The organism is Treponema sp. R6D11 (assembly GCF_054786075.1).
On the sequence record NZ_BDHD01000006.1, the window covers coordinates 15,177 to 41,689 of the forward strand.

The following is a 26,513-nucleotide window of genomic DNA, read 5'->3' on the forward strand; positions in this document are numbered from 1 at the left end:
CTATACTCTTTTTTTCTCCGCGATAACGCGCCGTATTCGCTCTTTAAACGCCTCACGTGAAAATTGTTGTACCTGCGCGTTAAAGGCTTCGCGGTTGTTAAATTGCTCCGAATTAGCCTCAAAATGATCCATTGCTTTAATAAGTGAATCGGGAGTTTGTTCGTCAAAGAAAATACCTGTTACGCCATCTTTTACAGTATCAAGAGCGCCGCCGCAGCGGTAAGCGATTACAGGACAGCCTGCGGCATTGGCTTCTATCGGGACTAAACCCAAATCTTCAATACCGGGGAAGAGCAACGCCTTCGCTTCCGCGAAAAGTTTTTTTTGTTCTTCATCGGAAACTCTGCCCTTAAATGTAATAAGACCGGTTTTTTTATACCTGTTTTTATCTTTTCTTTTCGCGCCGGATCCCGCAATGACAAGTTTTCTTCCCGATTTAATACATGCCTCTATTGCTATATCGGCTCGTTTGTAACCGGTTAGCTGACCGAAAAATAAATAATAATCGGCGGGTCTACGCTCTACAGAAAAAAATTGCTCGATAGACGCGGGACCATACACAACTTCCGCTTCGCGGTTGTAAATTCTGCGTATCCGCTTTGCCACATAATTTGAGTTGGTAACAAAACGATCCACTAAATTGGCGGAAGTTACATCCCATACTCTTAGAGAGGGGATAAGCCGTTTCATAAAAAAGCGCACTAGCGGGTTTGTCCCTCTAAAATACTCGTGGTACATGTCCCAAAGGTAGCGCATGGGGCTGTGGCAGTAACAAAGGTGGTAGGCGTCGGGATTTGCAACCACGCCTTTAGCGGGACCTGCTTCGCTGGAAATTACAAGGTCGTACTCCTGCAAGTTAAAGTCCATGAGAGCGTTGGGCATTAGGGGCATATAAAGTTGGTAGAGTTTTTTAGCGAAGGGAAGGCGGTTTATGCGCGAAGTGATTACGCGCCTGTTTTTTATTAAATCGGAAACCGCTTTTGGGTTGTACACATGGGTATAAATATCGGCATCAGGGAATATCTCAAGCAGAGCTTCGAGCATTTTTTCCCCGCCGCGCATATTGATAAGCCAGAAATGTACAATGGCAACTTTCATTTTAATTCCTTTAAAATAATTTCAGCGGTCTTTTTAAAAGTATATTTTAATAATAAATCATCTGACAAAATAGGGGAAGATGGTTTTTTGTTAATTAGCAGTTCTTTTAATTTTTCTTTTAAGTCAAATGAGTCTCCACTTTTAAAGAATGTTACAGGATAGCCTGAATAAATCTCTTTTAGCACGGGAATATCGGAAATAAGCGCATGAGTGCCCAAGACCATAGCCTCAAGCGGCGGAAGGCAAAAACCTTCGTACAATGAAGGCTGTACAAGGAGAGCGGACATTGAAAGATACTCCATAACTTGTTTATCTGTAATAAATCCTGTAAATGTAACAGCTTCACTTCCAAGTGATTCTATTTTTTGTAATAACGTATTGTCGGAAGTGCGAAAATTTTCTTTCGCGCCAATGACGACTAAGCGGTGGGAAAGTCCCTCTTTTTTCGCAACGCTGAAAGCGTCAAGCAAAAGGTCAAGCCCCTTGTGTTTTTTTATGTTGCCTACAAAAACAATAGTTTGCGTTTTTTGTATATTTTTTAAAGTAGAGCGGTATGCAAGGAACATAGGCTGAATAGCAGAATGGGTAACAATAACAGGCTTTTTCGTTCCAAGGTGGTGTTGTATTCTTGATTTTGAAAATTCAGAGACGGTAAATATTTTTTTTGACTTTTTATATGCTCTGCGGTAAAACCACATACGAGCGGCAAGACCTATCTTAGATGTTAACTCCGGCATATCGGGGAAAATAATGTCGTGAATTGTTGTAAAAATGGGAATTGTTATAGAACACGGGATATTGAAATAAGGCGAGAAATAAAGGGTAGCGCTGTTAATTTGCAGTGCTGTTTTGAGGGGGAAGAAAAAAAGTTCTTTTAGCGAAAAAGGTTTTATATCACATTCAATTATTTTTACGTTTGCGTTTGAAGAATAACATTGTAACCGCTGAGTATTTCCAAGCAACAAAAAATCATTGCTTGATTGCAGAAGACAAGGCAGACTCTCCCGCAGGTATACCCCTATTCCGCTTGCATCTATCATTCGGCAGTCGATACATATTGTCATGGAGCTTTTTCCGGCTTTGTCCAGTTTTTTTCATCAAAGATATTATCGTGAACATAATATGTGTTTTTCGGGTTAAGATAAATTATATTTTCATTCCTGTTATGGACTCTTTCTATCAATATTAATTGCGGATTATCTTTTTGATTTGTTGTAGTAATAACATTACCTGTAAAAGGATTTACAGGATTTTCTACTAAATCTTTCATCGCAAGAGACGGAACATCAGCATTTGTCATAAAAGTATTATCGGTTTTCATCTCACCCTTTGCATTAAAATCTTTTACCAATAATACCGGATTAAAATGATCAACATTAAATGGTAAGTTGGTTTTTGTTACATAGGTAGCTTCCAAAAGTCCATGGTCGGAAACAAGAATTATGCGGGTATTATCGTATACTTCATTTTTTTTTAGAAAATCAAAGTATTCAGACAAACGCTTTATTGCCGCAGCGTTAACATGATACCATACTTCCTTGTTAAAAGGACTTTTACCATAATCAGTTACGGTAAGCTGTGGTTTGTAAGAAGGAGCCTGTAGATACCAGTTTTCATGGGCGGTGTTATTTACCATTAAGAGCGCGGAATTTTCTTTTTCAGGCTCAAAACCGGTTAATTCTTTCATAAAATCAAGCACAGAATAACCGTTTAGGAAAAGCCTCATTCTATATTCTGAAAAAGGCGCGCACCATGAGCCTGAGTAGTATACTGCTTGTCTGAAAGCAAGAGGAACTTCCCTGAATATCGAATACCATAAAATATTACGTTTAAGAACTTCGCTGTGCGGAGGTAATTTAATATTATTACGTTTTAGCCAAAGGTTTGTATAAACTCCATCTGTGATATAACCCGAAACATTTTTTTTATCGTCAAAAATACGCAAATCGGGAATCCAGTTGTTATCAGCATAAGGCGGATCTGTTATGGTGACAGAAAAATCGGATTCAGAAAAGAGAGTAGGCATCATAAGAAGAGCTTCGTTTCTTTTTTTTTGTAGGGTAATATCAGGACGACTATTTAATCCTTCCGGTGTGTATTCGTAACCGCCAAAAATCGGCGGAGCGCCGCCGCTTGTCCAGCCGTTAAATGTAACGGTATTGGGATAATAAACAAACCCGTCATATTTTTGATACAGTTCGGGACTTTCTTCAAATATAAAAGGAACAAAAACACTTTCAGCCATATCAAGCATGATAACTATTACATTTTTACCTGTTTTTGAAAGATGAATAATAGGGGAAATTGATTCTTCGGTTTTTTGTTCAGGCGAGTAGTATTGTGAAAGTTTTTTAAATTCAGCGTTTATAAAGAATAAGTTTTTTATAGAAAATGGAACAAGAGCTATAAAAAAAGTTATAACAAGAAATGAAAGTATTTTCTTGCCTCCTCGTATATAAATAAAAGACAGAAGCGCAAATATTACTGAAAGAGCTAATATATTAACGGATATTTCCTGTAGATCATGCGTTATAATTCCTGTAAATACAAGATCACTTGAAATAAGTCCGTAATCTCCGGGAAAAATGAACATATTACAAAGTGCGGAAAATGAAATTATTACCATCAATATAGAAATTGCTTTTTTTATTTTTTCAGAAAAAAGAAAATATATCATTAGGGGCCAAAATACAAATACCCCTAATGATTGAACAGACGCGTTTAAAATAAAAAAGACAGGTGATTTAATGTCATCAATAAATGAAAATTCTTGCGGTGAAGAGCCGATAAGCATAGAGGGAAGAAAAATACCGGTTGCAATCCACATAATAAGGAGTGAAAATATAAAAATTGTTATATTTTCTTTTGGCGTCCATGAAATATGTTTTATTTCTTTTATAATACGCGCCAAAAATGGAATTATCCAAGGTATTATTCCGATGATGGCGGAAAGTACGGCAATAAGTATTCTTATTTTTATGTTACCATGATGTACAAATAAAATATAAAATGCTAAAAGAAACGCAGAAATTGAAATAATTCCAAACAGGAAAAAGCGTTTTTTTCTTAAATTACACTTTAAATATCCTTCCTTTACCAGCGAAAATACATTATTGAGCGTCCAATACAGCACCAATCCCGATGAAGTATTATACAGCAATACAAGAAAGACAAGAGCCATACCATATATTTGTACTTTATCTTTAATTTTAAGACCGCGCGTATATATTGCTCCAGCCGCACAATTTATAAGAGTCATCAGTATGGGTAAAAGGTTTATTCCTCCGGCAAAAGGAATCAAAGCGTCAGGTTTTCCCAAATCTTTAATAAGTAAAAATGGTATTCCTCGTAACGCTTGTAATTGCGAAAGATACGAATAAGCCGCCATAAAAAATGGAATTTGTATTAGCAGTCCAAAACTGCTTCGTAATGCGTATATTGGGTGATAATGATTCTGACGGTAATAAGCGGATAAGATCATATAACGCTCGTCGCCGATAAAAACAGCCTTTATTTTTGCTACTTTTGGAGCGAGACGTTTTTGAATATTTCTTTCAACTACTTGCCATTTTTCCGCTACCATGTAAAGAGGTAAACATAGTACGCTTACCGCTCCCGATATGCAGATAATTGATAGTCCTGTTTCTTTAAAAAGTTTTTGCGTAAAAACAAAAATAAATTCAAAAATTTGAGTTATAGGGTAAATTATAATTGTGTAAAGGATATTAGCCATTTAAAATTATTATAATAAGATAATTAGATTAAGAATCAGCAGTTTGTTATTTTTTTAAAACTGGAGTCCAATTTTCAGCGACAAAAATATTGTCATGGACATAATAATCTTCACTGGGATTAAGATGATATTTATTGCCGCTTGAAAGATGTATTGAACCTGATATAGCAATATACAAAGGTTTCTTTTTTAACTCTATAGAAATTTCATTACCGGTAAAAGGATTTATGGGATTTTTAATTAAATTTAACAAAGAAAAATATGGCACATCGGCATTGGACATAAATGTCATATCGGTTTTCATTTCACCTTCTGCGTTAAAATCCTTAATCATTAACAATGGGTTAAATTGATCAACATTAAATGGAAGGTTAAGCTTGGTAACAATATTTGATTCAGGTCCGTGATCTGAAACTAAAATGATTCTTGTATTATCGTATACATTTTCTTTCTTTAAAAAATTAATCCAGTCAGCCACACGTTTTATTGCCGCGGCATTAATATGATATGCGACCTCTCTAGAGAAACGGCTGTTACCGTAATTAGTAATTATATTAACAGGTCTATATTCAGGAGCCTGCATAGAGGAACCTTCATGTGTTGTATTGTTTGTCATAATAAGCGCGGTATTTATATTGTTATCAGTAATTTCTGTTAATCTGGGAAGATAATCAAGTACGGCATATCCGTTTAATGTTAACCGCAAACTGTGATTCGATATTAAAGAACACCAGTTTCCGTCCATGTATAGAGGTTGGCGTAAAAAGATTGGCAGTCCTTTTAGGAGACTGTACCAAAACATATTTCGTTTAATAATGTCTCCTGCTTTTGGCAGTTTTATATCATTTTCGCTGAGCCATATATCGGTATAATGCGAGTCGGTAATATATGCTTTTATATCAGGTAAAGTATCAAAAATACTTAGATCGCTTTTCCAATTGTAATTGGCATAAGGCGGATCGGTAACGGATACAGAAAACCCGTGTTCATTAAAAATTCTAGGGAGCATAATAAGAGATTGGTTATGTTTTTCTACAAGAGGGAGATTTGTTCGTTTATTTGTTTCTTCCGGCGTGTATTCGTATCCGCCATAGATAGGCGGCGCGCCTAAAGACGTATAGCCATTAAACGAAACTGTGTTTGGGTAATATGTAAAACCTGAATATACATTCTTTAATTCAGGAGATTCTTCAAATATAAACGGCATAAGAACACTTATGGCTCTGTCCAGCATTATCACTACGACATTCTTTCCCGTTCTGGAAAGTGAGAAAATAGGAGAAACTCCCTGAGTTTCTTTTTGCTCTTTTACATAGTATTTTTTTAACTCATTAAAAGAAACATTTATTTTTTGAATATTAACAGCCGAAATACATAAAAGAGAGAAAATACAAATAGAAACAGGAACAAGTATGATATTTTTGTTTTTTCGCATATACAGTATGAATGCGGCGGCAAATAAAACCGGTAGTATACACAGGTTTAATAATATTTCGCCTTTTGGGTGAATCATACTTTTTGCATAAACAAAGTTTACTGACAAAACGCCGTAATTACCGGAAAACAAAAATACATTGACAAGTATAATTATAGAAACGGCAAGAAAAACAACAGAGAAATATTTTTTTACATTATTTTGGAAAAGAAAATAAAGGCAGATAGGCCAAAAAACAAATAATCCAAGAACTTGAAAGGCAGTATTAAATATAAAGAATAACGGGTTTGTATAGTCATCAATAAAAGAAAATTCTTGCGGAGAAGAAACTATTAGTTGGGACGGGATAAACAATCCAAGAATAGACCATATTAAAAAAACAGACAAGATAAAAATGATAAATGATTTGGAAGCATCATATTCTATGCCGATTATTTTTTTAAATTGTTTTTTAAAAATAATAAATACCCAAGGAATTATAGCGGCAAAAAAACAAACCCAAACAAGCTTTTGCGCTTTTAAATTATCTTTTAATTTTAATATGCAAAAAACGGCAAGAAGGATACAACATAAAGAAAAAAGTCCAAGCAATATATGGTGTTTATATTTATAATGTATCCGATAATATATGTTTTTTACAGCTGAAAAAACATTATTCATTGTCCAGTACAAGACAAGCGCGGACGGCGAGTTTTATAAAAAAATCAAAAATATGCCCGCCATTCCGTATAACTGAATTTTGTCTCTTGTCGGAAGTCCTTTAACATAGATTGCTCCGGCAAAACAATTAATCAGAGTCATAGCAATAGGTAACAGGTTAACTTTAAAACCGCCGATTGAAAAAAGAGCGTCTGGCGCGCCTAAATCTTTGATAAATAAAAAGGATATGGTTTTTATTACATCAAGATTTGAAAGATAAGAATATGCCGCGATAAAAAACGGAATTTGGATTAACAAGCCAAAACTACTTCGTAACGCGTAAATTGGGTGATAATGATTCTGACGGTAATATGTTGATAAAATCATATATTGTTCGTCGCCCTTGAAAGCTTCTTTGATTTTATCGACTTTTGGTTTTAATTTTTTTTCGATATCCCTTTGAAGTTGTTGCCATTTTTCCGCAACATCATACAAAGGCAGACATAGTATGCTAATTGCTCCTGATATACAGATAATTGATAGTCCGGTTTCCTTAAAAAGTTTTTGCGCAAATACAAAAACAAATTCAAATATTTGAGCTATCGGATAAATGATAATCGTATAGAGAATATTAGTCATTTACAATTTTTACCATAAAATCATAAACACGTTTTCCCGCTTCGCCGGGATACTGCCAAGCCGTTTCGCGTGCTTTTTTTCTGGCGGCTTTAAGCGTTTCGTTGTCTCCTGCATTCTTAATTATTTCCGTAATACGCGGAAATTCTTCTTCCTTTAGTTCAATTCCGGCTTCTTTTACGGTTTTGAACTGCCACAACTCATGCTCAATATCGTCCGCGTCATAAGGGCGCAAGTCAAAGTTTTGGCTGACATACAATACCGGTTTGTCGCGCAAAAACATATAATCAAAAATGATACCAGAAAAATCCGAGATCATTATATCCGCTTTATTAAGAGAATAAATATTTTCCCTCTCATAATCCCATTCAATATTGCTTTTATCTTTATAACGCTCGTGCAGACGTTCCTGCATTGCGGCTTCAGATTTTTTTGATTGCGGATGCGGACGTATAATAACGCGCCAACCTGACGCTGACAGAGGGTCAAGTAGTTTTTCGCCGTAACGGGTTAAAATAGCGGAAGCGCCCCATGAAGGGGAAACAAGCACTGTAAATTGATGGTTTTCTTCATTAGGAAGATTTTTAAATTTTTCCGCGTATACGTCAAGATAACTGCATCCTACAGTAACAAGTTTCTTTTCAGGAATATTTCGCTGACGCTCAAGGGTTCTTATATCTTCTGCCTGATAATCGCCTGTTAGCAGTACGGAATCAAAATAATCGAAACTAAAAAGACGGTATAACGTAGCGTCAACAGGAGCATGAAGAAGATGCGAATAATGTTTGACCATTTTTGAACGCTTTAGTTGGTATACGTCAAGACCGGGAGTAGTCATAAGACAGATTCCGGCGCGGAGCATATTAAGACGAGCGAAAGCGCGGTTTCCTTCGCCTATAAATTCCGATTTGACAAAACTCCATGAAGTATCAAAGACAGGATCGTCTTGCGCGGAAGTAAGGTACAAAAGCGGTTTTTTTTGACTTTCAAATTCATCAAGAACTGGCTTAAAAACATTCCAGTACTGTTTTCCTTCATTATAAATTACAAATGAATGATCCGCAGAAGAGCCGCTGACGGCTTTTCCGCCCGAAAAGAATACTTTCAATTTAATTATCAGTGCGCGACCAAGAAAATAAACTGTTGCCGCAGCTCCTATTAAAATTGAAAACAGCGCGCTTCCCGTTCCTGGGTCAATGTAAAGCGGGTAGAAATTAATCATAAATCCTCCTGATATAAAAATTTCTCGGTGAAATCCAGCAAATTGGAAAATGTTTTTATATTATTCATACCTTCAACTTGTATGTCATTTGTCAAAAATATAGGAATACAACCGGCATTTTTTCCGGCGTTAACATCACGCATATCATCGCCAACCATATATGACTGTAAAAGATCGATGTTGTATTTTTCCGCCGCTTTAAAAATTAATCCCGGCTTAGGTTTGCGGCAATCGCAGTTTATTTTGAATTCGGGACGCTCTCCTGGAAACCCTTTGTCAGGGTGATGAGGACAATAAAAAAGATCGTCAATGTACGCGCCTTGTTTGCCTAAATCGGTCTCCATTTTCATGTGAATTAAATCGAGGGTTTCAAAATCAACTTCGCCACGGGCAATTACAGGCTGGTTTGTTATAACAATGGCAAGGTATCCAAGACTGTTAATTCTTTTTATTGCTTCCGCTACTCCGTCAATTAGCTCAAAATCCTGCGGCTTGGTAATAAAGTCATTGAATTTATTGATAGTGCCGTCCCTGTCAAGAAAAATGCATTTTTGTTTAACCGACAGATTTTTTTGCCTGACAATGCCGTTCTCAATATCTGATGTAACTTGCGCATAACGATCAGGAGTGCCCATGTCTTTTATGTATTCGGGAGTAGAGTAGGCGAAAATTTTACTGCCAGAGATAGAAGGTTTAAGCATATCACGGTCAAGATCAACTTTTTCCTTTGACTGAGGACAGTTTTTTAAAAACTCCGTAGAAATGATATGAATTCCCGCATTCACTTGATTCTTGTAATATGTGCGCTCGTCTTCTTTATTCAGCCAACGTGTTACCTGATTATCGTTATTGCTGAAAATTACCGCGCTGTCGTAGGGGTGGCTGTTTGGGTGAACCGCAAGCGTAACATTTGCCATTTTTTCTCGGTGAAAATTTATCATCCGCGAAAAATCAATGTCAAAAATAATGTCGCCGTTTAGTAAAATAAAATCTTTTGAAAGATGTTTTAATTTGTATAACGCGCCAGCAGTTCCAAGCGGTTCTGTTTCGTTATAGTAAGAAATATCACAGCCAAAGCGTTTGCCGTCTCCAAAATGCTCTTTGATGTGCTGTCCCAGATGTCCAATAACAAGAATAATATCCGTAAAGCCGTTTTTTTTAAGACACTCAATCTGATGTTCAAGTATCGGCTTACCACAAATTGGTATCATCGGTTTTGGTATGTCGCTGGCGATTGAAGAAACTCGTGTCCCTTTGCCGCCTGCCATTATTACGACTTTCATTTAAAAGAAATGGTTCTCCAACATTTGACACAGACAATGATAAACAGGCAGATGCAATTCCTGTACTTTGTAGGTTTCCGTTTCCGGCACTATTATACTTACATCTGCGACTTTTTTAAGCGCTCCGCCGGTTCCACCTGAAAGAGCGATAATTTTCAACTTTTTGGCTTTTGCCACTGCCGCCGCATACAGCACATTTTTTGAATTACCGGAAGTAGAAATAGCGAGTAACACATCTGTTTCTTTTCCGTATCCGTAAACCTGTTGGGCAAAGGTGATATTTCCGTCAATATCGTTTATACAAGCTGTGTTAAGCGACGCATGACCTGAAAGAGCGATTGTAGGAAGACCGGGCTGCATACGCGGAATAAGATAATCGGCTATTTCTGTATCAACTTTTTTTATGTCAGTAATGAATGAATCGGGCAAGTTTCTTTTTTTAGAGAATGTTTTCATTAATTCGCCTGCAATATGCTCAGCGTCGGAAGCGCTTCCTCCGTTACCTGCTATCAATAATTTACCGCCTTTTGAGTATGAATCGGCAATAATGTCAAACGCCGCGCTTATGTCGTTTTTGACGGATTCCAGTGACGGGTAACGGCTTATTAGCGTATCTATATAATTTATTTCCTTATTCATATTATTTATCCTCTAATAATATTTTACCACGAACCACACGAACCAATTCGAACAACGACAAGATATGTACTAAAAGTTCGTGATGTTCGTGTGGTTCGTGGTAGAATTTTTTTATTAACATATTTAATTCAGTCGCCATGCCTGAGTACCTATTTCAGTAAAGGAAGGCGTTAATACAATCCCCTGTCTTTCTTTGAGCGCGCGGATAAGCGCGATTCTTTTGCATGGGTTGCAATATATCATCATAAAACCGCCGCCGCCAGCGCCTGATATTTTTGCCGATTCCGCGCCGTTGTCAAGCGCGTATTGGTATAAGTCATCTAAAAATGAATTGGAAATTGATGCTGCGGCGTTTTTCTTCGCAAGCCAGCCGTTCAAAAGACAGTCAGAAAAACCTTTAAAATCCCCTTTTAACAGGGCTTCTTTCATAATCACCGACTGCCTTTTCATTTCATGCATGCTTTCAATATTTTTAGCATCACCTTTTTGCGTGTGCTTAATCTGCTCATTTATAATATTCGCGCTTTCTCTTGAAACTCCGGTGTAGTATAAAATAAGCGACGCTTCAATTTCGTTTCTAATCCAGCGTTTAAGGCGGAGCGGGTTAACAATTACTCGCTCATTCTCATAAAACTCCATAAAATTAAAGCCGCCGAATGTCGCGGCGTACTGGTCTTGCTTGCCACCCGCAAGCCCTATGTCCTCGCGTTCAATTTTACAGGCAAGGGCGGCAATATCATATTCGCCTAACGGCAGATTAAGCCATTCCTCAAAAGCCTTTATTATTGCCACGACCATTGTGGAAGACGAGCCAAGACCGGAGCCTGCCGGCGCGTCTGAGTAAGTTGTCATTTTAAAGGAAAGTGGTTTTTTTACAAAATCGGAAATAATTCTGTTGTAAATACCGCAATGAAGTTGCAGAGTAGAGGAAATGGGAAGTTTTTCTTCCGCTTTGTATTCCTCTTGTTTGCCTAAATCGGCGGCGATAAATTCAATTTTGCCTGAATCATTCGGCTCAATTGTACAATAGGCGTACATATCTACTGTGGCGTTTAACACATAACCGCCGTAGCGGTTGTAGTAATCGGCTATGTCGGTTCCGCCGCCTGCAAGACCAAGTCTAAGCGGAGCTTTAGATCTTATAATCATAAAAATTCTCCGATTTTACCATTTTATTTCCACCCGATAGAATCAAGATAACTTTTAAGAACTTCGGTAAATCTTTTCATTTCATGCGGCTTTATATCGCCAATGTTCGCAATTCTGAAAGTATTTATGTTGCCAAGTTTACCAGGGTAAATTGTAAATTCATGTTTACGCGCAAGATCGTGCAAGCCCTCAAAACTGTATTTGGGAGTTTCAGGATCAAAAATGGCGGTAATTAAATGAGACTGATCTTCTTCTTTTACCAGCATTTTTAAATTGAATTTTTTAACAGCGTCAACAAGAATACGCCAACATTCAGTGTAACGTTCCCAGCGTTTTTCCACTGTCTCCTGTTTTGTCTCAAGAATCGCCTGCCTGAGGGCGTAAATTGTTTGAACAGGAGGAGTAAAGCGGGTCTGTCCTGTTTTGGTAAAGTGCGCGTATTGGTCATAAATGTTAAGATAATAGTTTCGCATGGGAATATTTTTAGTTTTTTCAAGCTCGTCTTTTTTGCAGATAACAAAACCAACGCCCGCCATTCCCTGAATATTTTTATTGGAAGTGGAAGCCATAAAATCAATACCAAGTTTTGAAAGATTCATAGGCATTCCGGCGTATATGCTTACAGCGTCAACTATAGTAACAATGTTGTATTTTTTTGCAAGCGGACAAATAATATCGAGCGGATTTAGCAAGCCTGTTGTAGTTTCGTGATATACAATGCCAAGATGAGTGTATTTACCTGTTTTAAATTCGTTCTCAAGAGCGGATATATCGATCTTTTCGTAAGTGGAGCTTTTATAAACAGTGTGGTTAATTTTATATACGGAGGCTATTTTAGCGAGCCGCTCTCCGTAAGAGCCGTTATCGACAATAAGAATATGTCCGTCTTGGGTAACACATGAAGAAATCATCGCTTCGTCGGCGGCAGTGCCTGAACCGCCAAAAAATACAGTTTCATATTCGGACAGGTCGGCGACAACTGTGGTAAGTTCTTTGCATACCCATTTCATCACGTCGCCGAATTCTTTTTCGCGCGGGCAGATGTCGGCGCAAACTTGGGCGTATTTTACGCTGTCGCTTGTAGTCGCGGGACCAGGGTTTAACAGAACTTCACGGCGTATTTGGCGTAACGATTCATTTTCTTGAATAAGAGGCAGTATTTTTTTCTGCGCCATTTCAAGATGGCTTTCGTCGTCAATTTCACGCCATGCGTAATATTCAATTTTACGGATAAATACGGAGTGTTTGTCCGCACACGCCATGATTGCATGTTCATAGTCAAGTTTTGGAAGTTCGCTACGTTTTTTTTCGTAATATGCGTACATAGCGGATAAGAGAGAGCGGGAAATTTTTGTAATTCCGACAAGCTCGCCGTAGGTAGAAGATAACTCAGCTTTGTTTTTAGAGAGCGCCTTTAAAAATGAACCGTTAGCCGATTCAAGGTACACTTCGTCGCCTGAATTGGTAGCACCGGAAGCTAGAATAACATTTTCATGAATATCGTTGCAAAGGACGTTAAGCCCTATGCTGTCATAGATAAGGTCAGATTCCAAAAGCAAAAAATCATCAGTAACAAATGGAGCACAAACGTTTAAAGTAGCCATACTACTTGTTGTCTCGTAATCGGCGCTAAAAGCGGTTTGTATGGCAGGATATTTTTTCGCAAGCTCATCATAGGCTTCGGCGTGATAACCTGTACCAATTATTATTTTTTCAACGCCGCAGGCAAGCAGTTTTTGAACCGACCATTCAACAATGGCGATGCCGCCCAATTCAAGAAATCCTTTGGGCTTTGAAACTGTTTTTTCTTTAAGACGGGAACCAAGACCCGCCGCTACAATAACTGCCTGTTTAATCATTTATAACCCTCAATAAATTTCATAAAAGCCGCTTTATTTTCTTGCGGCGATGATTTTGGACGCCCTAAGTCTTTACGCGCGCCTTTCTTTACTTTTACCTCGATAAATGTAAGCCCCTCGTTTTTTTTAGTTAAAATCTTTTTAAGTTCTTTTTTTGTTTTCGCCTGATAAACTTTTGTATAACCGCAGGCGCGCGCCACAGCCGGAATGTCAATAAATGGGGCTATTGTAGGCTGTCCTCCGACAGAATCATGAGCGCAATTGTTAAGAACAATATGGCAATAGTTACGAGGTTTTTGCGTTCCGATAGCGGCAAAAGAACCCATGTGCATAAGAGCCGCTCCGTCTCCGTCAAGGCATGTAACTTGCAGCCCAGGTTTTTGAAGGGCAATGGACAGCGCAATAGAAGATGCGTGTCCCATAGAACCTACTGTAAGAAAATCACGCTCATGTCCTGCTCCTGCCTTATCACGTAACTCGTACAATTCGCGCGAGATCATTCCCGTAGTGGAAACAATAATTCCACTACGATTAGCGGCAATTTCTTCGATAGCTTCTTCGCGCGTCATTACCGCTTCATGTTCTTCTTTTTTTTGAAGAGTATAAGGCGCGAATGTTTCTTTTCGTATAACAAGAGCATAAGGGGAACCTGTTTCGGCAATTGTCTTAAAACAAGTTTCAATCTGAACGTTTACGCCGTCAACAGTATTTTCAAGCACAGCGTAAGGGATACCCATGCTTTCAAGAAGTGAGCAAGTAACCTTACCCTGTTTGACATGTTGCGGCTCGTCATGTACGCCTGGTTCTCCGCGCCAACCGATAACAAGAACCAACGGTATGCGGTATACGTCGTTGTCCGCAAGAGAGAGCAGGGGATTAACAGCGTTGCCGATACCTGAATTTTGCATATATACAAGTGGTATGCGATTTGTGGCAAGATGATACCCGCAGGCAAGACCGACCGCCGCCCCTTCGTTTACGGCGATAATGTGGTTTTGCTTTTCCGCATTATCGGTAATGTATGCGCAAAAATCTTTAAGGAGGGAATCGGGAACGCCTGAAAAAAAGCCGACTCCCTTTTCTGTGAGTTTATTGTAAAAATATTCCGCTGAAATCATTTTTTCCTACTTGCCGCCAGGAATTAATTCAAGTATTTCTTTTATTGGCATACAAACAGAATCTGCTTCAAGAGAGCGTTCGTTTTCCAAAATCATTTTCGCAGTGTTTACCATTGCAGGATATGCCGAGCGCAGCATATGGTTTGCGTAGATAATAATATTCGCGCCCCAAGACGCAAGCTCTTTCTCTGTAAATTTGTTATACGTTGTAGGAACAAGAACAATAGGCACATGGGGATATTCGGCGCGGAAAAGAGTGCAAAATTCTTTTATATCATCACCTGATTTTTCTTTGCTGTGTATCATAACGCCGTCAGCTCCAGCCTCGACAAAAGCTCTCGCTCTTTCCATTGCGTGTGAGACTGGAAAACCTGCGATTAAACTTTCAAGACGGGCTATAATCATAAATTCTTTTGTTACTTGCGCCTGTTTGCCGGCTTTTATCTTATCGCAGAATTCGGGAATGGGGCATAATTCCTGATTAACGTCAGTGCCAAACAGCGAATTTCTTTTAAGCCCTGTTTTGTCTTCGATGATGACCGCCGATATTCCGTTTCTTTCAAGTGTTTTTACCGTAAAGGAAAGATGTTGTCCGCCTGTGTCGCCGTCAAAAATTATCGGCTTTGTTGTACATTCAAGAATATTGGTTAAATCATGTAAGCGTGTAGTAAGATCAACCGCTTCAATGTCGGGCTTACCTTTGCTTGTCGAGTCGGTTAAACTTGAAGACCACATTCCGTCATAACTGTGCAAGCCGTCTTCTTTTTCAATTTCAAGATTTTCTATTATTAAACCGGACAAACCGGAATGAGCTTCCATAATTCTTACAATCTGCTTTGTCTCAAGAAGTCTGCGAAGCGTTTTAAGGCGAATGTCCGGCGTTGTTCCAATGGAACGTATCGCCTCATTAATTGAAGATGAATTAATTCCCGCAGTATAGGGAATCTCAATAACCTCTCCGCCAAGTTCTTTCATAACGGCAAAAACTTCGTCGCGTTCTTTCCGCAAAGGACCGCTTTTCCAATCGTCCCCATGAATTATATAATCGGGTTTTAACTTTCGTAAGTTAGGCGCATAACTCCATTCTTCCTGAGGGATTACACGCGCGACGCCTTTTACGTTTTCAATAACGTCTTTTCTTTGTTCATAGGTTAAATATGGCAGGCGTTTATGCGACGCGATAGCGGCATCGGTTAAAAGTCCTACTGTTAATTCGCCGAGTATCGCGCCTTGGCGAATAATGTTGATTATGCCGGGGTGAATAATATCGCCGCGCATTCCGAGGTATACTGTCTTTGAATTCTTGGTCATAGCGTAAAATCCTTTATAATATTATATACTTTTTTTGCGGAAATGTCATAGGAATATTTGGCAATAATAGTGTCAGGTTTTTCAACAGGTTCGTTAAGCAGAATGTCAAGATCAATGTCGATGCTGTATGGATCGATATAATGCGCCGTATTTCCGTAGATTTCAGGTAGACTTGCCGCTTTTGCGATAATTATTTGCGCGCCGCAGGATAAGGCTTCAAGCGGAGTAAGTCCAAAACCTTCGTAGTAGGAAGGCAAAATAAAAGCATTGCATTTTGTCATTAGGGCTTTTACTTTGGAATCGTCAAGATAACCCAACAGGATTATATTTTTTGGAATCTCATCGTCCAATTCATTTACTTTTACTGTTGAAAGACTGGTTCCTGAAATAGCGAAAGTCGATTCGGGATGTCTTTTTGCGTACTCAATAATCCATTTAATATTTTTACGTTTTGATAAACTTCCCAATGAAAAAAAGAATTGTTTTTCTTTAAGCTCTGGAAATTGCTCAAATATAGAAAAATCGGGTTCAATATCACGAATATGATCCGCACTACTGTAAATTACATCTATTCTTGAAGGAGCAATATTAAACGTCTCGCTTATTTCTTTTTTACTGTATTCAGAAACAGTCGCTATTTTTTTTGCCAAGTATGCGATAAAACGGTATTGAATTCTGCTGTAAAGTCTTGTGAATTTATCTCTTTTGCTTACAAAGTCTTCAGGAAAAAATTCACAGTAAATGTCATGCAAAAAAACAATTCCGGGAGCGAAGGGAAGGGCAGTGTTGCCGAATTCAAGAATGGTATATTTTCTATGCGTGAGTAAAAACCACTGCAATGTAAGCATTTGCCAACGAATGTTTGAATTACTTTTTTTCTCCAGTCTGATAACTTCAAGATTTTTATATACCGGAATATTTTCTACATGAGACGGAATTACAATGGCAATCTCATCTTTTGTGCAAAGATTATCCAAACGTCTGGTAATTTCATACGCATAACGCTCTATGCCTGTAAGCCTGCGGGAAAGAAAATCACCATTGATTAAAACCTTCTTTTGTAAACTCATATTTTACGCTACAGCTTCAATAATTACTTCTTTCATTTTATTTGCGGTTTTTTCCCATGAAAAAAGTTTTGCCCGTTCAAGACCTTTTTCTATGTAAGTTTTTCGCAAACCTTCATTAAAATATAAATCTTCAAAAGCCTTAATACATTGATCTTCGCTGTCAGGATCAATCGTTATTGCCGCATCTCCTACAACTTCCGGCAGGGAAGAACTGTTTGAAGTGATAACGGGAGTTCCGGCTTGCATTGCTTCTAATGGGGGTACGCCAAAGCCTTCATACTTGGAAATAAAAGTAAAAAACAATGAATTACTGTAAAGAACATTTACATCGCTGTCATTTACATATCCAAGTCCGGCAATTTTATCCCGATATTCGTTAAAATGCTCTATCTCATTTTCTAACTGAAGAATAAATTTATTCCATTGCGAACCGCCAAGATAGAAATATAAATCTTGAATATTATGCTTTGAAATAAACTTAATAAAACATTTAACTGTAAACAATAAATTTTTTCTAGGCTCTAAATTACAAAGCGAGAAAATATATTTATTGGAATCTTTATGTTTAATTTTATATTTATTAAGTGCGGTGGCAAGTTTTGTTTTATCGTAATCAGGGTAAAAGTTTTGAGATGTCGCATGATGAATAACGATAGTCTTTTTTTCATCTAATCTATCGCCGTAATATTTTAGGAAATCGTTTTTTGTGTGATTAGAATTACATAGATAATAAGTATTCTTATTTAATGAATTAATAATTATGCTGAATCGATCATTATCCAAATTAACGGAATCTTTATAAAATATTACGGGTATCATATCATGTAAAACAATAAAATGTTTTATATTCGGGTAAGAAGTTAATTCTGTAACAACAGGACACATAGGAGAGAAAAATATATCTATTGATTTTAATAATGCTTTGTTATTACGGTTATATACAAACATAAATAAATAATTTTTTAATATTTTTAAACCATAAATTATTTTTTTTATAATATTATTGGTCGTTTTAATATTTCTTTTATGAACGCCTATATTAAAAACAGGCGTTTCTTTTGAATTAAGGCAAACAGGGAATCGAGATAATAAAATGTCCTTTTTAAAATATTTAGCGTTATGTAAACTATCATGAACATAAAGGGTAATGTTAAAATGCTGATCGTCAGCAAAATATTTTAGTATATTATATGCCGCGAAATAAATTCCCGTTCTGTAAGACGAGCCTTTTATGTAACTGTTGGCAAAAATGGTGGCATCGTAAAGTAAATTTAGTTTTTTTGTCATGTATCTATTTCTTGTCCATATATTTTAGATCTTAATTTATAAAACGATTTTTCCGGTAATATTTTTTTTAATATTAGAACAAAACAATGCTTAAAATGATAAATAAAATCTTTGTCGCGTTTATCATAAAACTCTGTTCTTTCCGTTTCTAGTTTTCTTATATCATCAATAAAGTTCTCAAATATATCATTTATAATTTGTCCTTGTTTTGATGTTTCAATTTTAAAATTTCTTCCAAAGTCAAAGTAATATTTGGCATGTTGTCCAAAATAGCCAATATGCTGAACTAAGCTGTTGTTAACGCAAAAAATAGGTAATCCGATACTATAAAAATATTCCGAGAACCGCCAATCAATTTCTGTTAATGTGTCCGGCGAAACTATATTTGCCATAAATTCCGCAACCCTATCCCGATGAAACAATGTCCCGGCAGCGCCTATTGTTTTTTTTAGACATAATTCGTCGTCAATTATTTTGTATGCCTCATGTGAGTTTGCGTTAAAGACAGATAAAATACCGTTTGTTTTTTTTAGTAATCTAAGGGCTGTATTCAGCCAGTCCTTGCTAAAGATTAGGTCAGAATCGGCGTTAAAAAGTAATTCATCTGATGTGGATAGAAAATCATGATACATCTGGTATGTGTTTTTATCAGCTTTTAAATTTACTTCGTTAATTTTTATAGACGCCGCTGTTGGAAATAGTTTTTTTAATTCTTCAAGACCATATTCTGTACTGCAATCATCATATATTCTGATGTTATGAGATATTGAAATATCGGACTCATACAGCGATGACGCCATTAATTCCAATAATTTTTTTCTGTTGTAAGTTGGTATTCCGATTGTTAACATTTTAATCGTTAATAATTACTTTAGACCAGTTTCCAAGCTCAAATATGTTGTCTTTAACATGAAGCCACTCATCGGGTTTGATTCCTTCCCGAATTAATTTATCGGGTTCCCAAATATCACAGGTAGTTATTGTTACGCCGTCGTTTTTATCTATAGACATTTCTTTCCCGGTAAATGGGTTTATTAACGGATATACAAGACCCTCCGCCGCGATATGAGGAACATCGGCGTTTGTCATAAAAGTATTATCTGTTTTTAGTTTAAAGTCAGCGTTGAAGTCTTTTACCAATAATAGGGCAATGGAAGCTTCAAGCTGCCAATATTTAATATCGGGGATATTAACGGTTTTTGGAAAAGGTTCTATTTCTCTGGTTCCATGATCAGAAACAATAATAATGCGTGTATTATCATAGACTCCGTTTTCTTTTAGAAAATCAAACCATTTTGCAAGAAGAATGTATGATGCCATATTTATATGATAAAAAACTTCCTGTGAATACTGACCGTTTCCTTTATTGGTTATATTGTCTGAAGGAATGTAATCAGGATACTGCATAAATGCAGGATAATGCGTTAAACTGTTTATCAACATAGTTGCATAATTGGAATTATCATTTTTTATTTCAGTTATATCAGAATGAAAATAAAGCGATGAATAATATCCCATAGTAGAATTTGGATAATTATTAATTTCAAATAATGAAAGATATTTACCGTCATTGTAAAGGAAAGAGTTAAATATAATAGGAAAAGTTTTAAAGAATGAAAATCGTATAAGATTGTTATAAAGTATTTTGTTAAAATCCATTAATTTAATAGGATTAACATTATTTAAATAATATTCGGTATATTCGCCTGGTTTATCCTGCGCGGTTATATTTTCAAAACTATTATAAACTGAATTATCAATATAATCTTGATTGTATACAGAAACATTAAAACCTGATTCCGCCATTATTCTTGGAAGAATTTGTAATGACTCATACAATTTGTCATAGAAATCTTCGTTCTTTCTATTTTGTCTGCTAAGCGGCGTGTAGTAGTAACCGCCGAATATGCCTGACAAACCATGTAGCGTCATTTGACCAAACGATATTGTATTGGGATAGTAAGTGAAACCTTTAAAAGAATCAAGAAGTTCAGGCTTTTCTTCAAAAATATATGGGACATAGCCTGATACTGCCTTGTCAAGCATAATAACTACTAAGTTTTTTCCGTTTTTTGAGAAAGTATAATATTTTTTAAAGCCTTCAAAGTTGTCTGAAGTTAACCCCCTCGCGCTTACCATAGTAAAATTCTTGTTGATCTTAAATATATTAGTTATTCCAAAGCATAAAAGCGATATTACAAGAATGCTTTGCAATGCAAGGAGTATTTTTTCTTTCTTTTTTAATAAAAGTAATATTATAATAGCGGCGGTAAATAAAAGAACAAGGATATTTATTATTTTGTATATTGCAGAAATAGAGTTAAAATATGAAAAAACTAAATCCGGTGTCATAGAACCATAGTTTGTTTTAAAGCAAAAAACATTTACCATAAATATGCCAAGCGCGGCAGTTAAAATAAATGTCATGACACGGCGCACGCGTTTTGTGAACAGACTGTATATGCAAACCAGCCATAACAGTATTCCAGCGGACTGTAGGAGAGTAATACCTATAAAAGGCAGAGGGGAGGAAAACGGTTTTATAAATGAAAATTCCTCCACGCTGGAAGCTATAAGGCTTGACGGTATTACAAGCCCTATTAATAAAAATATTCCTATAACGGACAAGGAGAAAATTTTGTTAGTTTCGCCAACTACAGCGTCTTTTATAATAATTTTTTCTTTAAACTTAATTTTTTTTAAAACTATGTTTTTAACTAAGTTATAAATATTATTGCACGTCCAATATAAAACTAACGCCGCGGGTGAATTGTATAACAGAATAAGAAATATTAATGCAATTCCGTAAAGCTGTATTTTGTCTTTTAACTGAAGCCCCTTTGCGTATATCGCGCCAGAAACGCAGTTAATGAGCGTCATAAGAATAGGGAAAAGGTTTAAGCCCCAAAGCAGTCCGTCGGGAGCGCCCAAGTCAGCGATAAATTTAAATTTTTGTCCGTTTAACAGTTCAAGGTTATGCAGGAAATGATAAGCGGCAATAAAGAAGGGAATCTGTATGAATAAGTCCAGGCTGTTGCTAAGTGCGTAAATAGGGTGGTAATTATTCTGGCGGTAGAGAGTTGAGGTGAGCATGTATCTTTCGTCGCCTTTAAAGACCGCTTTTATCTTGTCTATTTTCCCCTTCATTTGTTTTTGTCTTTCTCTTTCGGCTTTTTGTTTTTCTTCAGCCATAAGGTAGATGGGAAGAATAAGGGTGCTTACAGCCATGCTTAACCCTATAATGGACAAGCCGGGACTTTTGGTTATGCGAAGTGCAAAGACATAACAGAGTTCTATTAACTGCTCTATTGGGAATATTATTAATGTATAAAAAACATTATGCATTTTTATTTATTCTTATATAAAATCTACGCAAAACTTCAGTGTTATATAATCCAATAATTTTCGTAAATAAAAGGTATTTCCCCTTAAAGTTATTAGGTATTCTTTTAGATATGCTTTTTAATTGTTTATGAATATTATAAAAAGCTTTTTTGTTTTTATGTTTTATTGCCTCGCTAAATTTAAAAACATCATAATATAACGCTATTGCTTTTCCTTGCATATATAAACAGCCTTCTTTTGTATAGTTATCTTCCTCTTTTGACCAAACTAATAAATCATTTATAATATCAAGTAAATCGAATAATTTCTTTGCTGAAATATTTGATGTAATAGAATCATCTCTCGCAACTCTATATGAATAGAATGGATAATGATTCACGGCTATTTCTCTTGTTTTAAAAAGAACTCTCGGCATCCAATGTTCATCTTCATGTGTAATACCTTTTTTAAAAAACAAATTATTTTTTACTAAATAATCTTTCTTTAACAAAAAAAAACAACCAGCAAAATACATACCAGTTTTATTAAATTCATTTATTATTTCATTTGGTGAAGCAAGTACAATGTCTTTAGAAAATTTATATATAAATGACGATTTTCCATCATTGGAAAATTCTATAATATTAACATTGACAATTACATCTGTTTTATATTTTTGAATTACTTCATATAAATTATTTAGAGTGTCATTATTCTGTAATTTATCATCACTATCTAAAAAGATAATATAATTACCTTTAGATTGTTGTATTCCAATATTTCTGGCATCACTTAAACCGCCGTTTTCCTTGTGAATTACTTTTATTCGATTATCTTTTTTTGAAAACTCATCGCATAGTAACGGACAATTATCTGGGGAACCATCATCGACTAAAATACATTCATAATCTGAGAATGACTGTGATAAAACGCTTTTAACGCAATCATTAATGAATTTTTCTGTTTTGTAAACCGGAATGATTATAGAAAATGTCATTATATTATTTAAAATCTTTAATAATTACTCTAGACCAATTTGAGGGTTCAAAAACATTGTCTTTAACAGAGAGCCATTCATTAGGCTTGATATGTGTTTGATTGAAAATAACAGGTTCCCAAATATCATTAGTAAATATAGTTACGCCATTATTCTTTTCTATAGTCATTTCTTTATCGGTGAATGGGTCTATTAGTGGATAAACAAGACCTTCCGTCGCAATCTGAGGAACATCGGCATTTGTCATAAATTTATTATCTGTTTTTAATTTAAAATTAGTATTGAAATCCTTTACCATTAATAAACAGTTGAATTCCAATAATTCTCTCTCATCTGGCAATTTATTTTTATGATGAAATGGATTTTGTGCTCTTAATCCATGATCAGAGACAATAATAATACGTGTATTGTCATAAACTTCATTTTCTTTTAAATAATCAAACCATTTTGCAAGAAGAAGAAAAGAAGACATCATTGCATGATAACGTTTGTCTTCTGCTAAAGTGCCATTACCTTTATTGGTTATATTGTTTGATGGTTTATAATCAGGTGCTTCCATAAAATCTGCTTGACAAACAAGATCGTTTACAAACACTGTAAAATTATTTTCATTGTTTTCGGATATTGTTGTGATATTTGGAAGGTAATGAAGAATAGCATAACTGTCTATAGTATATTTTGAATATGAAGAGTCAATAAATTCATTAAAATACAAATACTTACCGTCATTATAAAGAATACTATGTAAAATATATGGAGAAACTTTTAATAAGGAGAATCGCAATAATGTATTGGATAATATTTTATTATAATCTTTAAAAATAAAATCATTTTTAAATTGATAACAATAATTATTAATAAAATCAAATCTTGTGTCATGTGCGGAAATATTATCATATTTATCAAAGTAAGAATAATCAGGCCAAAACTGATTTAATATTGCTACATTGTAGTTTGATTCTGCCATAATTATTGGTAATACTTGTAAAGCTTTTGTATATTCCTTATACCATGATTCTTTATTACGTTTATGTATCTCAAGCGGAGTATAGTAGTAACCACCAAAGATTCCGGGGAAACCATGAATAGTATGAGCGCCAAATGACGTCGTATTTGGATAATAGGTAAAACCTTTAAAGGAATCAAAAAGTTCTGGTTTTTCTTCAAAAAGGTATGGAACATAACTGGATAAACCATAATCAAGCATGATTAAGATTATATTCTTTCCATTTTTAGAAAAAGTATAATATTTTTTAAAGTCTCCTAAGTTATCTGAAGTTAAAGTTATCCCCCCCCCCCCGCGCTTACTATAGCAAAATTCTTGTTGATTTTATATATATTTGTTATTCCAAAGCATAAAAGCGATATTACAAGAATACTTTGCAAGGCAAGAAGAATCTTGTTTTTCCTTATAAGTAAAAGTAGCATTATAGCCGAAGCTGCGAACAGCAGGACAAGAATGTTTATTATCTTTTCTTTTCCCGGAACAGGATGGAAAAATGAGAAGTTCAAATCCGGCGTCATAAAACCGTAATTAATCTTGAAACAGAAAACATTAACCGTAAATACGCCGAGCGCCACGGTTAAAATAAATGCAATAACTTGGCGTACCTGTTTTTTGAATAAATAGTATATGCATACAAGCCATAATAATATTCCCGCGGACTGTAATAGAGTAATTCCTATAAAGGGCAGAGGAGAGGAAAACGGCTTTATAAATGAAAATTCCTCCACGCTGGAAGCTATAAGGCTTGACGGTATTACAAGCCCGATTAATAAAAATATTCCCGCTAATGACAAGGCGAATGTTTTATCAGCGTTGTCAAGAGCGGTGTTTTTTGTAATAAATATTTTACCGATATGTTCAATAATTTGTTTCCTATACTGAAGTAAAATTAAGAATCCAGTAATAAACGCTAATATGAAACGTCTGTATCTGCCGATCTCGTGAGAAAATAAAAGTATATAAACAATGAAACAATAAATTAGCAGAATAATGGCGGGATATATTAATTTTTTTAGTTTTTCGTTCTTTAGTACAATGTTTTTAACTAAGTTATAAATATTATTGCACGTCCAATATAAAACCAACGCCGCGGGCGAATTGTATAACAGAACAAGGAACACTAAAGCAATTCCGTAAAGCTGTATTTTGTCTTTTAACTGAAGTCCCTTAGCGTATATCGCGCCAGAAACGCAGTTAATGAGCGTCATAAGAATAGGGAAAAGGTTTAAGCCCCAAAGCAGTCCGTCGGGAGCGCCCAAGTCAGCGATAAATTTAAATTTTTGTCCGTTTAACAGTTCAAGGTTATGCAGGAAATGATAAGCGGCAATAAAGAAGGGAATCTGTATGAATAAGTCCAGGCTGTTGCTAAGTGCGTAAATAGGGTGGTAATTATTCTGGCGGTAGAGAGTTGAGGTGAGCATGTATCTTTCGTCGCCTTTAAAGACCGCTTTTATCTTGTCTATTTTCCCCTTCATTTGTTTTTGTCTTTCTCTTTCGGCTTTTTGTTTTTCTTCAGCCATAAGGTAGATGGGAAGAATAATGGTGCTTACAGCCATGCTTAACCCTATAATGGACAAGCCTGGACTTTTGGTCAGTCGGAAAATAAGGGCGTAACAGAGCTCTATTAACTGTTCTATGGGGAATATTATTAATGTGTATAAAATGTTAGGCATTTTTATTGCTTCCTATTTTGCTGGACTTTTTTTATTTAATCAATAAATAAGTTTAAAATAACAAGGTTATAATTTAAATAATGATTTTATTTTTCTTAATGGGTATAATAATAACCTACCAAGACGATAATCAATGGAATTACGGACAGAAATTAATTCATTATTTAAGCTCTCTCTATTGAGATATAAATATTTTAAAATAATTTTATCATTGAAATAATCGTTTAATTTTAATAATAAATTAATTTTATCTCTTTCGTTCTCTTGCGTAGTAATATAATTATTAATAAAATAATCAAAGAACCTATAATAAAGATTATCAATATTAACATTTTGATTTATTTTATTAATAAAATTATTAACTAAGGTAAACATTATTTTTATAGATTGCATTAAATCTAATATTTTTTTATAATCCTTATATGTTGTTGATATTCCCGTACCGATTGAGTAATTTATTATTATTTTTTTTATTATATGAATATTTTTCGTATAATATGAAATTACTATAGATTCATAAGCGTCTTCAGCATTATTTATATATACTCGCTCAAGGGACGCAAATGCTTTCTTTATTAAACTAGAATCATAAACCTTATTCCACATTGTATGTGCAGGATATTTATCATTTGAAAAGTAGGCGGTAAATCTGTCTTTTTCTGTAAACGAAGAAAATACAATATTACCAAATGGCTGTTCAATATATCCATATTCATAAAAATCATTTCCAGGATTATTTTGTATTTCATTATACAAGATATTAAGCGCATTATCTAAAAAAAAATCATCCGCATCAAGAAACACAACATATTGTCCGTTTGAGGCGGCAACGCCGTCCATACGGGCAATATGTTGTGACTCATTTTTAAAATGAGTCACTACTTTTATTTTTTCATTTTTTTGCGCGTATCCATCAATTATATATTTAGTTTTATCAATAGAGCCATCATTAACAATAATTATTTCAAAATTATGAAATGATTGGTTAAGAACAGATAATATTGCCCGTTCTATATATTTTTCAACGTTATATG

General features: G+C 35.4%; 21 protein-coding genes. 1 reads left to right on the forward strand and 20 read right to left on the reverse strand.

Annotation, left to right across the window (positions count from 1 at the left end):
• The 4 genes from ACYVTD_RS01645 to ACYVTD_RS01660 are packed head-to-tail and all read right to left on the reverse strand — an operon-like array spanning position 1 to position 6,653.
• The gene (locus tag ACYVTD_RS01645; RefSeq protein WP_461246037.1) at positions 1 to 1,098 is read right to left on the reverse strand and encodes a glycosyltransferase; all 1,098 of its coding nucleotides are present in this window, start codon (positions 1,096 to 1,098) and stop codon (positions 1 to 3) included.
• On the reverse strand, positions 1,095 to 2,162 hold the full coding sequence (locus ACYVTD_RS01650; RefSeq protein WP_461246038.1) for a glycosyltransferase family 4 protein: 1,068 nt from the start codon (positions 2,160 to 2,162) through the stop codon (positions 1,095 to 1,097). The genes ACYVTD_RS01645 and ACYVTD_RS01650 overlap by 4 nt, the downstream gene beginning before the upstream one ends.
• Positions 2,159 to 4,831 carry a YidC/Oxa1 family membrane protein insertase gene (locus ACYVTD_RS01655; protein WP_461246039.1) on the reverse strand — a complete coding sequence of 891 codons (2,673 nt, stop codon included), beginning with the start codon at positions 4,829 to 4,831 and terminating at the stop codon, positions 2,159 to 2,161. Before ACYVTD_RS01655 ends, ACYVTD_RS01650 begins: the two co-directional genes overlap by 4 nt.
• A 46-nt stretch (positions 4,832 to 4,877) precedes the next feature.
• The gene (locus tag ACYVTD_RS01660) at positions 4,878 to 6,653 is read right to left on the reverse strand and encodes an LTA synthase family protein (protein WP_461246040.1); all 1,776 of its coding nucleotides are present in this window, start codon (positions 6,651 to 6,653) and stop codon (positions 4,878 to 4,880) included.
• 7 nt (positions 6,654 to 6,660) lie between these two features.
• Here ACYVTD_RS01660 and ACYVTD_RS01665 point away from each other — a divergent pair, with 7 nt between their 5' ends.
• Positions 6,661 to 6,879 carry a hypothetical protein gene (locus ACYVTD_RS01665; protein ID WP_461246041.1) on the forward strand — a complete coding sequence of 73 codons (219 nt, stop codon included), beginning with the start codon at positions 6,661 to 6,663 and terminating at the stop codon, positions 6,877 to 6,879.
• A gap of 80 nt (positions 6,880 to 6,959) precedes the next feature.
• On the opposite strand, the gene ACYVTD_RS01670 is transcribed toward ACYVTD_RS01665, so the two are convergent.
• The 16 genes from ACYVTD_RS01670 to ACYVTD_RS01745 all read right to left on the reverse strand — a co-directional run.
• Positions 6,960 to 7,544, reverse strand: a complete 585-nt coding sequence (locus ACYVTD_RS01670; protein ID WP_461246042.1) for a YidC/Oxa1 family membrane protein insertase — start codon at positions 7,542 to 7,544, stop codon at positions 6,960 to 6,962.
• Positions 7,537 to 8,763, reverse strand: a complete 1,227-nt coding sequence (locus ACYVTD_RS01675; RefSeq protein WP_461246043.1) for a CDP-glycerol glycerophosphotransferase family protein — start codon at positions 8,761 to 8,763, stop codon at positions 7,537 to 7,539. The genes ACYVTD_RS01670 and ACYVTD_RS01675 overlap by 8 nt, the downstream gene beginning before the upstream one ends.
• Positions 8,760 to 10,046: an HAD-IIIA family hydrolase gene (locus tag ACYVTD_RS01680; protein WP_461246044.1), complete on the reverse strand. Its 1,287-nt coding sequence runs from the start codon at positions 10,044 to 10,046 to the stop codon at positions 8,760 to 8,762. The genes ACYVTD_RS01675 and ACYVTD_RS01680 overlap by 4 nt, the downstream gene beginning before the upstream one ends.
• Positions 10,047 to 10,685 (reverse strand): D-sedoheptulose-7-phosphate isomerase, encoded by a 639-nt coding sequence (locus ACYVTD_RS01685; RefSeq protein ID WP_461246045.1) that lies wholly within the window; start codon positions 10,683 to 10,685, stop codon positions 10,047 to 10,049.
• A 123-nt stretch (positions 10,686 to 10,808) separates the two neighbouring features.
• Positions 10,809 to 11,834 (reverse strand): GHMP family kinase ATP-binding protein, encoded by a 1,026-nt coding sequence (locus ACYVTD_RS01690; RefSeq protein WP_461246046.1) that lies wholly within the window; start codon positions 11,832 to 11,834, stop codon positions 10,809 to 10,811.
• Between the two features lie 23 nt (positions 11,835 to 11,857).
• On the reverse strand, positions 11,858 to 13,693 hold the full coding sequence (locus tag ACYVTD_RS01695; protein ID WP_461246047.1) for a 2-aminoethylphosphonate aminotransferase: 1,836 nt from the start codon (positions 13,691 to 13,693) through the stop codon (positions 11,858 to 11,860).
• A complete protein-coding gene (aepY, locus tag ACYVTD_RS01700; RefSeq protein ID WP_461246048.1) occupies positions 13,690 to 14,811 on the reverse strand; it encodes a phosphonopyruvate decarboxylase in 1,122 nt (373 codons plus the stop codon). Before aepY ends, ACYVTD_RS01695 begins: the two co-directional genes overlap by 4 nt.
• A 6-nt stretch (positions 14,812 to 14,817) precedes the next feature.
• On the reverse strand, positions 14,818 to 16,122 hold the full coding sequence (gene aepX, locus ACYVTD_RS01705) for a phosphoenolpyruvate mutase (RefSeq protein ID WP_461246049.1): 1,305 nt from the start codon (positions 16,120 to 16,122) through the stop codon (positions 14,818 to 14,820).
• A complete protein-coding gene (locus ACYVTD_RS01710) occupies positions 16,119 to 17,192 on the reverse strand; it encodes a glycosyltransferase family 4 protein (protein WP_461246050.1) in 1,074 nt (357 codons plus the stop codon). Before ACYVTD_RS01710 ends, aepX begins: the two co-directional genes overlap by 4 nt.
• Positions 17,193 to 17,195: 3 nt before the next feature.
• Positions 17,196 to 18,479 (reverse strand): glycosyltransferase family 4 protein, encoded by a 1,284-nt coding sequence (locus tag ACYVTD_RS01715; RefSeq protein WP_461246051.1) that lies wholly within the window; start codon positions 18,477 to 18,479, stop codon positions 17,196 to 17,198.
• On the reverse strand, positions 18,476 to 19,330 hold the full coding sequence (locus ACYVTD_RS01720; RefSeq protein ID WP_461246052.1) for a glycosyltransferase family A protein: 855 nt from the start codon (positions 19,328 to 19,330) through the stop codon (positions 18,476 to 18,478). The genes ACYVTD_RS01715 and ACYVTD_RS01720 overlap by 4 nt, the downstream gene beginning before the upstream one ends.
• 1 nt (position 19,331) lies before the next feature.
• Positions 19,332 to 21,824, reverse strand: a complete 2,493-nt coding sequence (locus ACYVTD_RS01725) for a YidC/Oxa1 family membrane protein insertase (protein WP_461246053.1) — start codon at positions 21,822 to 21,824, stop codon at positions 19,332 to 19,334.
• Positions 21,817 to 22,800 carry a glycosyltransferase family 2 protein gene (locus ACYVTD_RS01730; protein WP_461246054.1) on the reverse strand — a complete coding sequence of 328 codons (984 nt, stop codon included), beginning with the start codon at positions 22,798 to 22,800 and terminating at the stop codon, positions 21,817 to 21,819. Before ACYVTD_RS01730 ends, ACYVTD_RS01725 begins: the two co-directional genes overlap by 8 nt.
• Before the next feature lie 4 nt (positions 22,801 to 22,804).
• Positions 22,805 to 24,007 (reverse strand): hypothetical protein, encoded by a 1,203-nt coding sequence (locus ACYVTD_RS01735; RefSeq protein ID WP_461246055.1) that lies wholly within the window; start codon positions 24,005 to 24,007, stop codon positions 22,805 to 22,807.
• A 77-nt stretch (positions 24,008 to 24,084) separates the two neighbouring features.
• A complete protein-coding gene (locus tag ACYVTD_RS01740; RefSeq protein WP_461246056.1) occupies positions 24,085 to 25,479 on the reverse strand; it encodes a YidC/Oxa1 family membrane protein insertase in 1,395 nt (464 codons plus the stop codon).
• Positions 25,480 to 25,545: 66 nt separating this feature from the next.
• Positions 25,546 to 26,513 (reverse strand): glycosyltransferase family 2 protein (locus ACYVTD_RS01745; protein WP_461246057.1); only part of this gene is annotated, 968 nt, incomplete at its 5' end.

What these genes read in the sequence shown, in the direction of transcription:
- ACYVTD_RS01645 (WP_461246037.1), bottom strand. Translation starts at nt 1,098, where the DNA reads ATGAAAGTTGCCATTGTACATTTCTGGCTTATCAATATGCGCGGCGGG.
- ACYVTD_RS01650 (WP_461246038.1), bottom strand. Translation starts at nt 2,162, where the DNA reads ATGACAATATGTATCGACTGCCGAATGATAGATGCAAGCGGAATAGGG.
- ACYVTD_RS01655 (WP_461246039.1), bottom strand. Translation starts at nt 4,831, where the DNA reads ATGGCTAATATCCTTTACACAATTATAATTTACCCTATAACTCAAATT.
- ACYVTD_RS01665 (WP_461246041.1), top strand. Translation starts at nt 6,661, where the DNA reads ATGATAAATGATTTGGAAGCATCATATTCTATGCCGATTATTTTTTTA.
- ACYVTD_RS01670 (WP_461246042.1), bottom strand. Translation starts at nt 7,544, where the DNA reads ATGACTAATATTCTCTATACGATTATCATTTATCCGATAGCTCAAATA.
- ACYVTD_RS01675 (WP_461246043.1), bottom strand. Translation starts at nt 8,763, where the DNA reads ATGATTAATTTCTACCCGCTTTACATTGACCCAGGAACGGGAAGCGCG.
- ACYVTD_RS01680 (WP_461246044.1), bottom strand. Translation starts at nt 10,046, where the DNA reads ATGAAAGTCGTAATAATGGCAGGCGGCAAAGGGACACGAGTTTCTTCA.
- ACYVTD_RS01685 (WP_461246045.1), bottom strand. Translation starts at nt 10,685, where the DNA reads ATGAATAAGGAAATAAATTATATAGATACGCTAATAAGCCGTTACCCG.
- ACYVTD_RS01690 (WP_461246046.1), bottom strand. Translation starts at nt 11,834, where the DNA reads ATGATTATAAGATCTAAAGCTCCGCTTAGACTTGGTCTTGCAGGCGGC.
- ACYVTD_RS01695 (WP_461246047.1), bottom strand. Translation starts at nt 13,693, where the DNA reads ATGATTAAACAGGCAGTTATTGTAGCGGCGGGTCTTGGTTCCCGTCTT.
- aepY (WP_461246048.1), bottom strand. Translation starts at nt 14,811, where the DNA reads ATGATTTCAGCGGAATATTTTTACAATAAACTCACAGAAAAGGGAGTC.
- aepX (WP_461246049.1), bottom strand. Translation starts at nt 16,122, where the DNA reads ATGACCAAGAATTCAAAGACAGTATACCTCGGAATGCGCGGCGATATT.
- ACYVTD_RS01710 (WP_461246050.1), bottom strand. Translation starts at nt 17,192, where the DNA reads ATGAGTTTACAAAAGAAGGTTTTAATCAATGGTGATTTTCTTTCCCGC.
- ACYVTD_RS01715 (WP_461246051.1), bottom strand. Translation starts at nt 18,479, where the DNA reads ATGACAAAAAAACTAAATTTACTTTACGATGCCACCATTTTTGCCAAC.
- ACYVTD_RS01720 (WP_461246052.1), bottom strand. Translation starts at nt 19,330, where the DNA reads ATGTTAACAATCGGAATACCAACTTACAACAGAAAAAAATTATTGGAA.
- ACYVTD_RS01725 (WP_461246053.1), bottom strand. Translation starts at nt 21,824, where the DNA reads ATGCATAATGTTTTTTATACATTAATAATATTCCCAATAGAGCAGTTA.
- ACYVTD_RS01730 (WP_461246054.1), bottom strand. Translation starts at nt 22,800, where the DNA reads ATGACATTTTCTATAATCATTCCGGTTTACAAAACAGAAAAATTCATT.
- ACYVTD_RS01735 (WP_461246055.1), bottom strand. Translation starts at nt 24,007, where the DNA reads ATGCTTGATTATGGTTTATCCAGTTATGTTCCATACCTTTTTGAAGAA.
- ACYVTD_RS01740 (WP_461246056.1), bottom strand. Translation starts at nt 25,479, where the DNA reads ATGCCTAACATTTTATACACATTAATAATATTCCCCATAGAACAGTTA.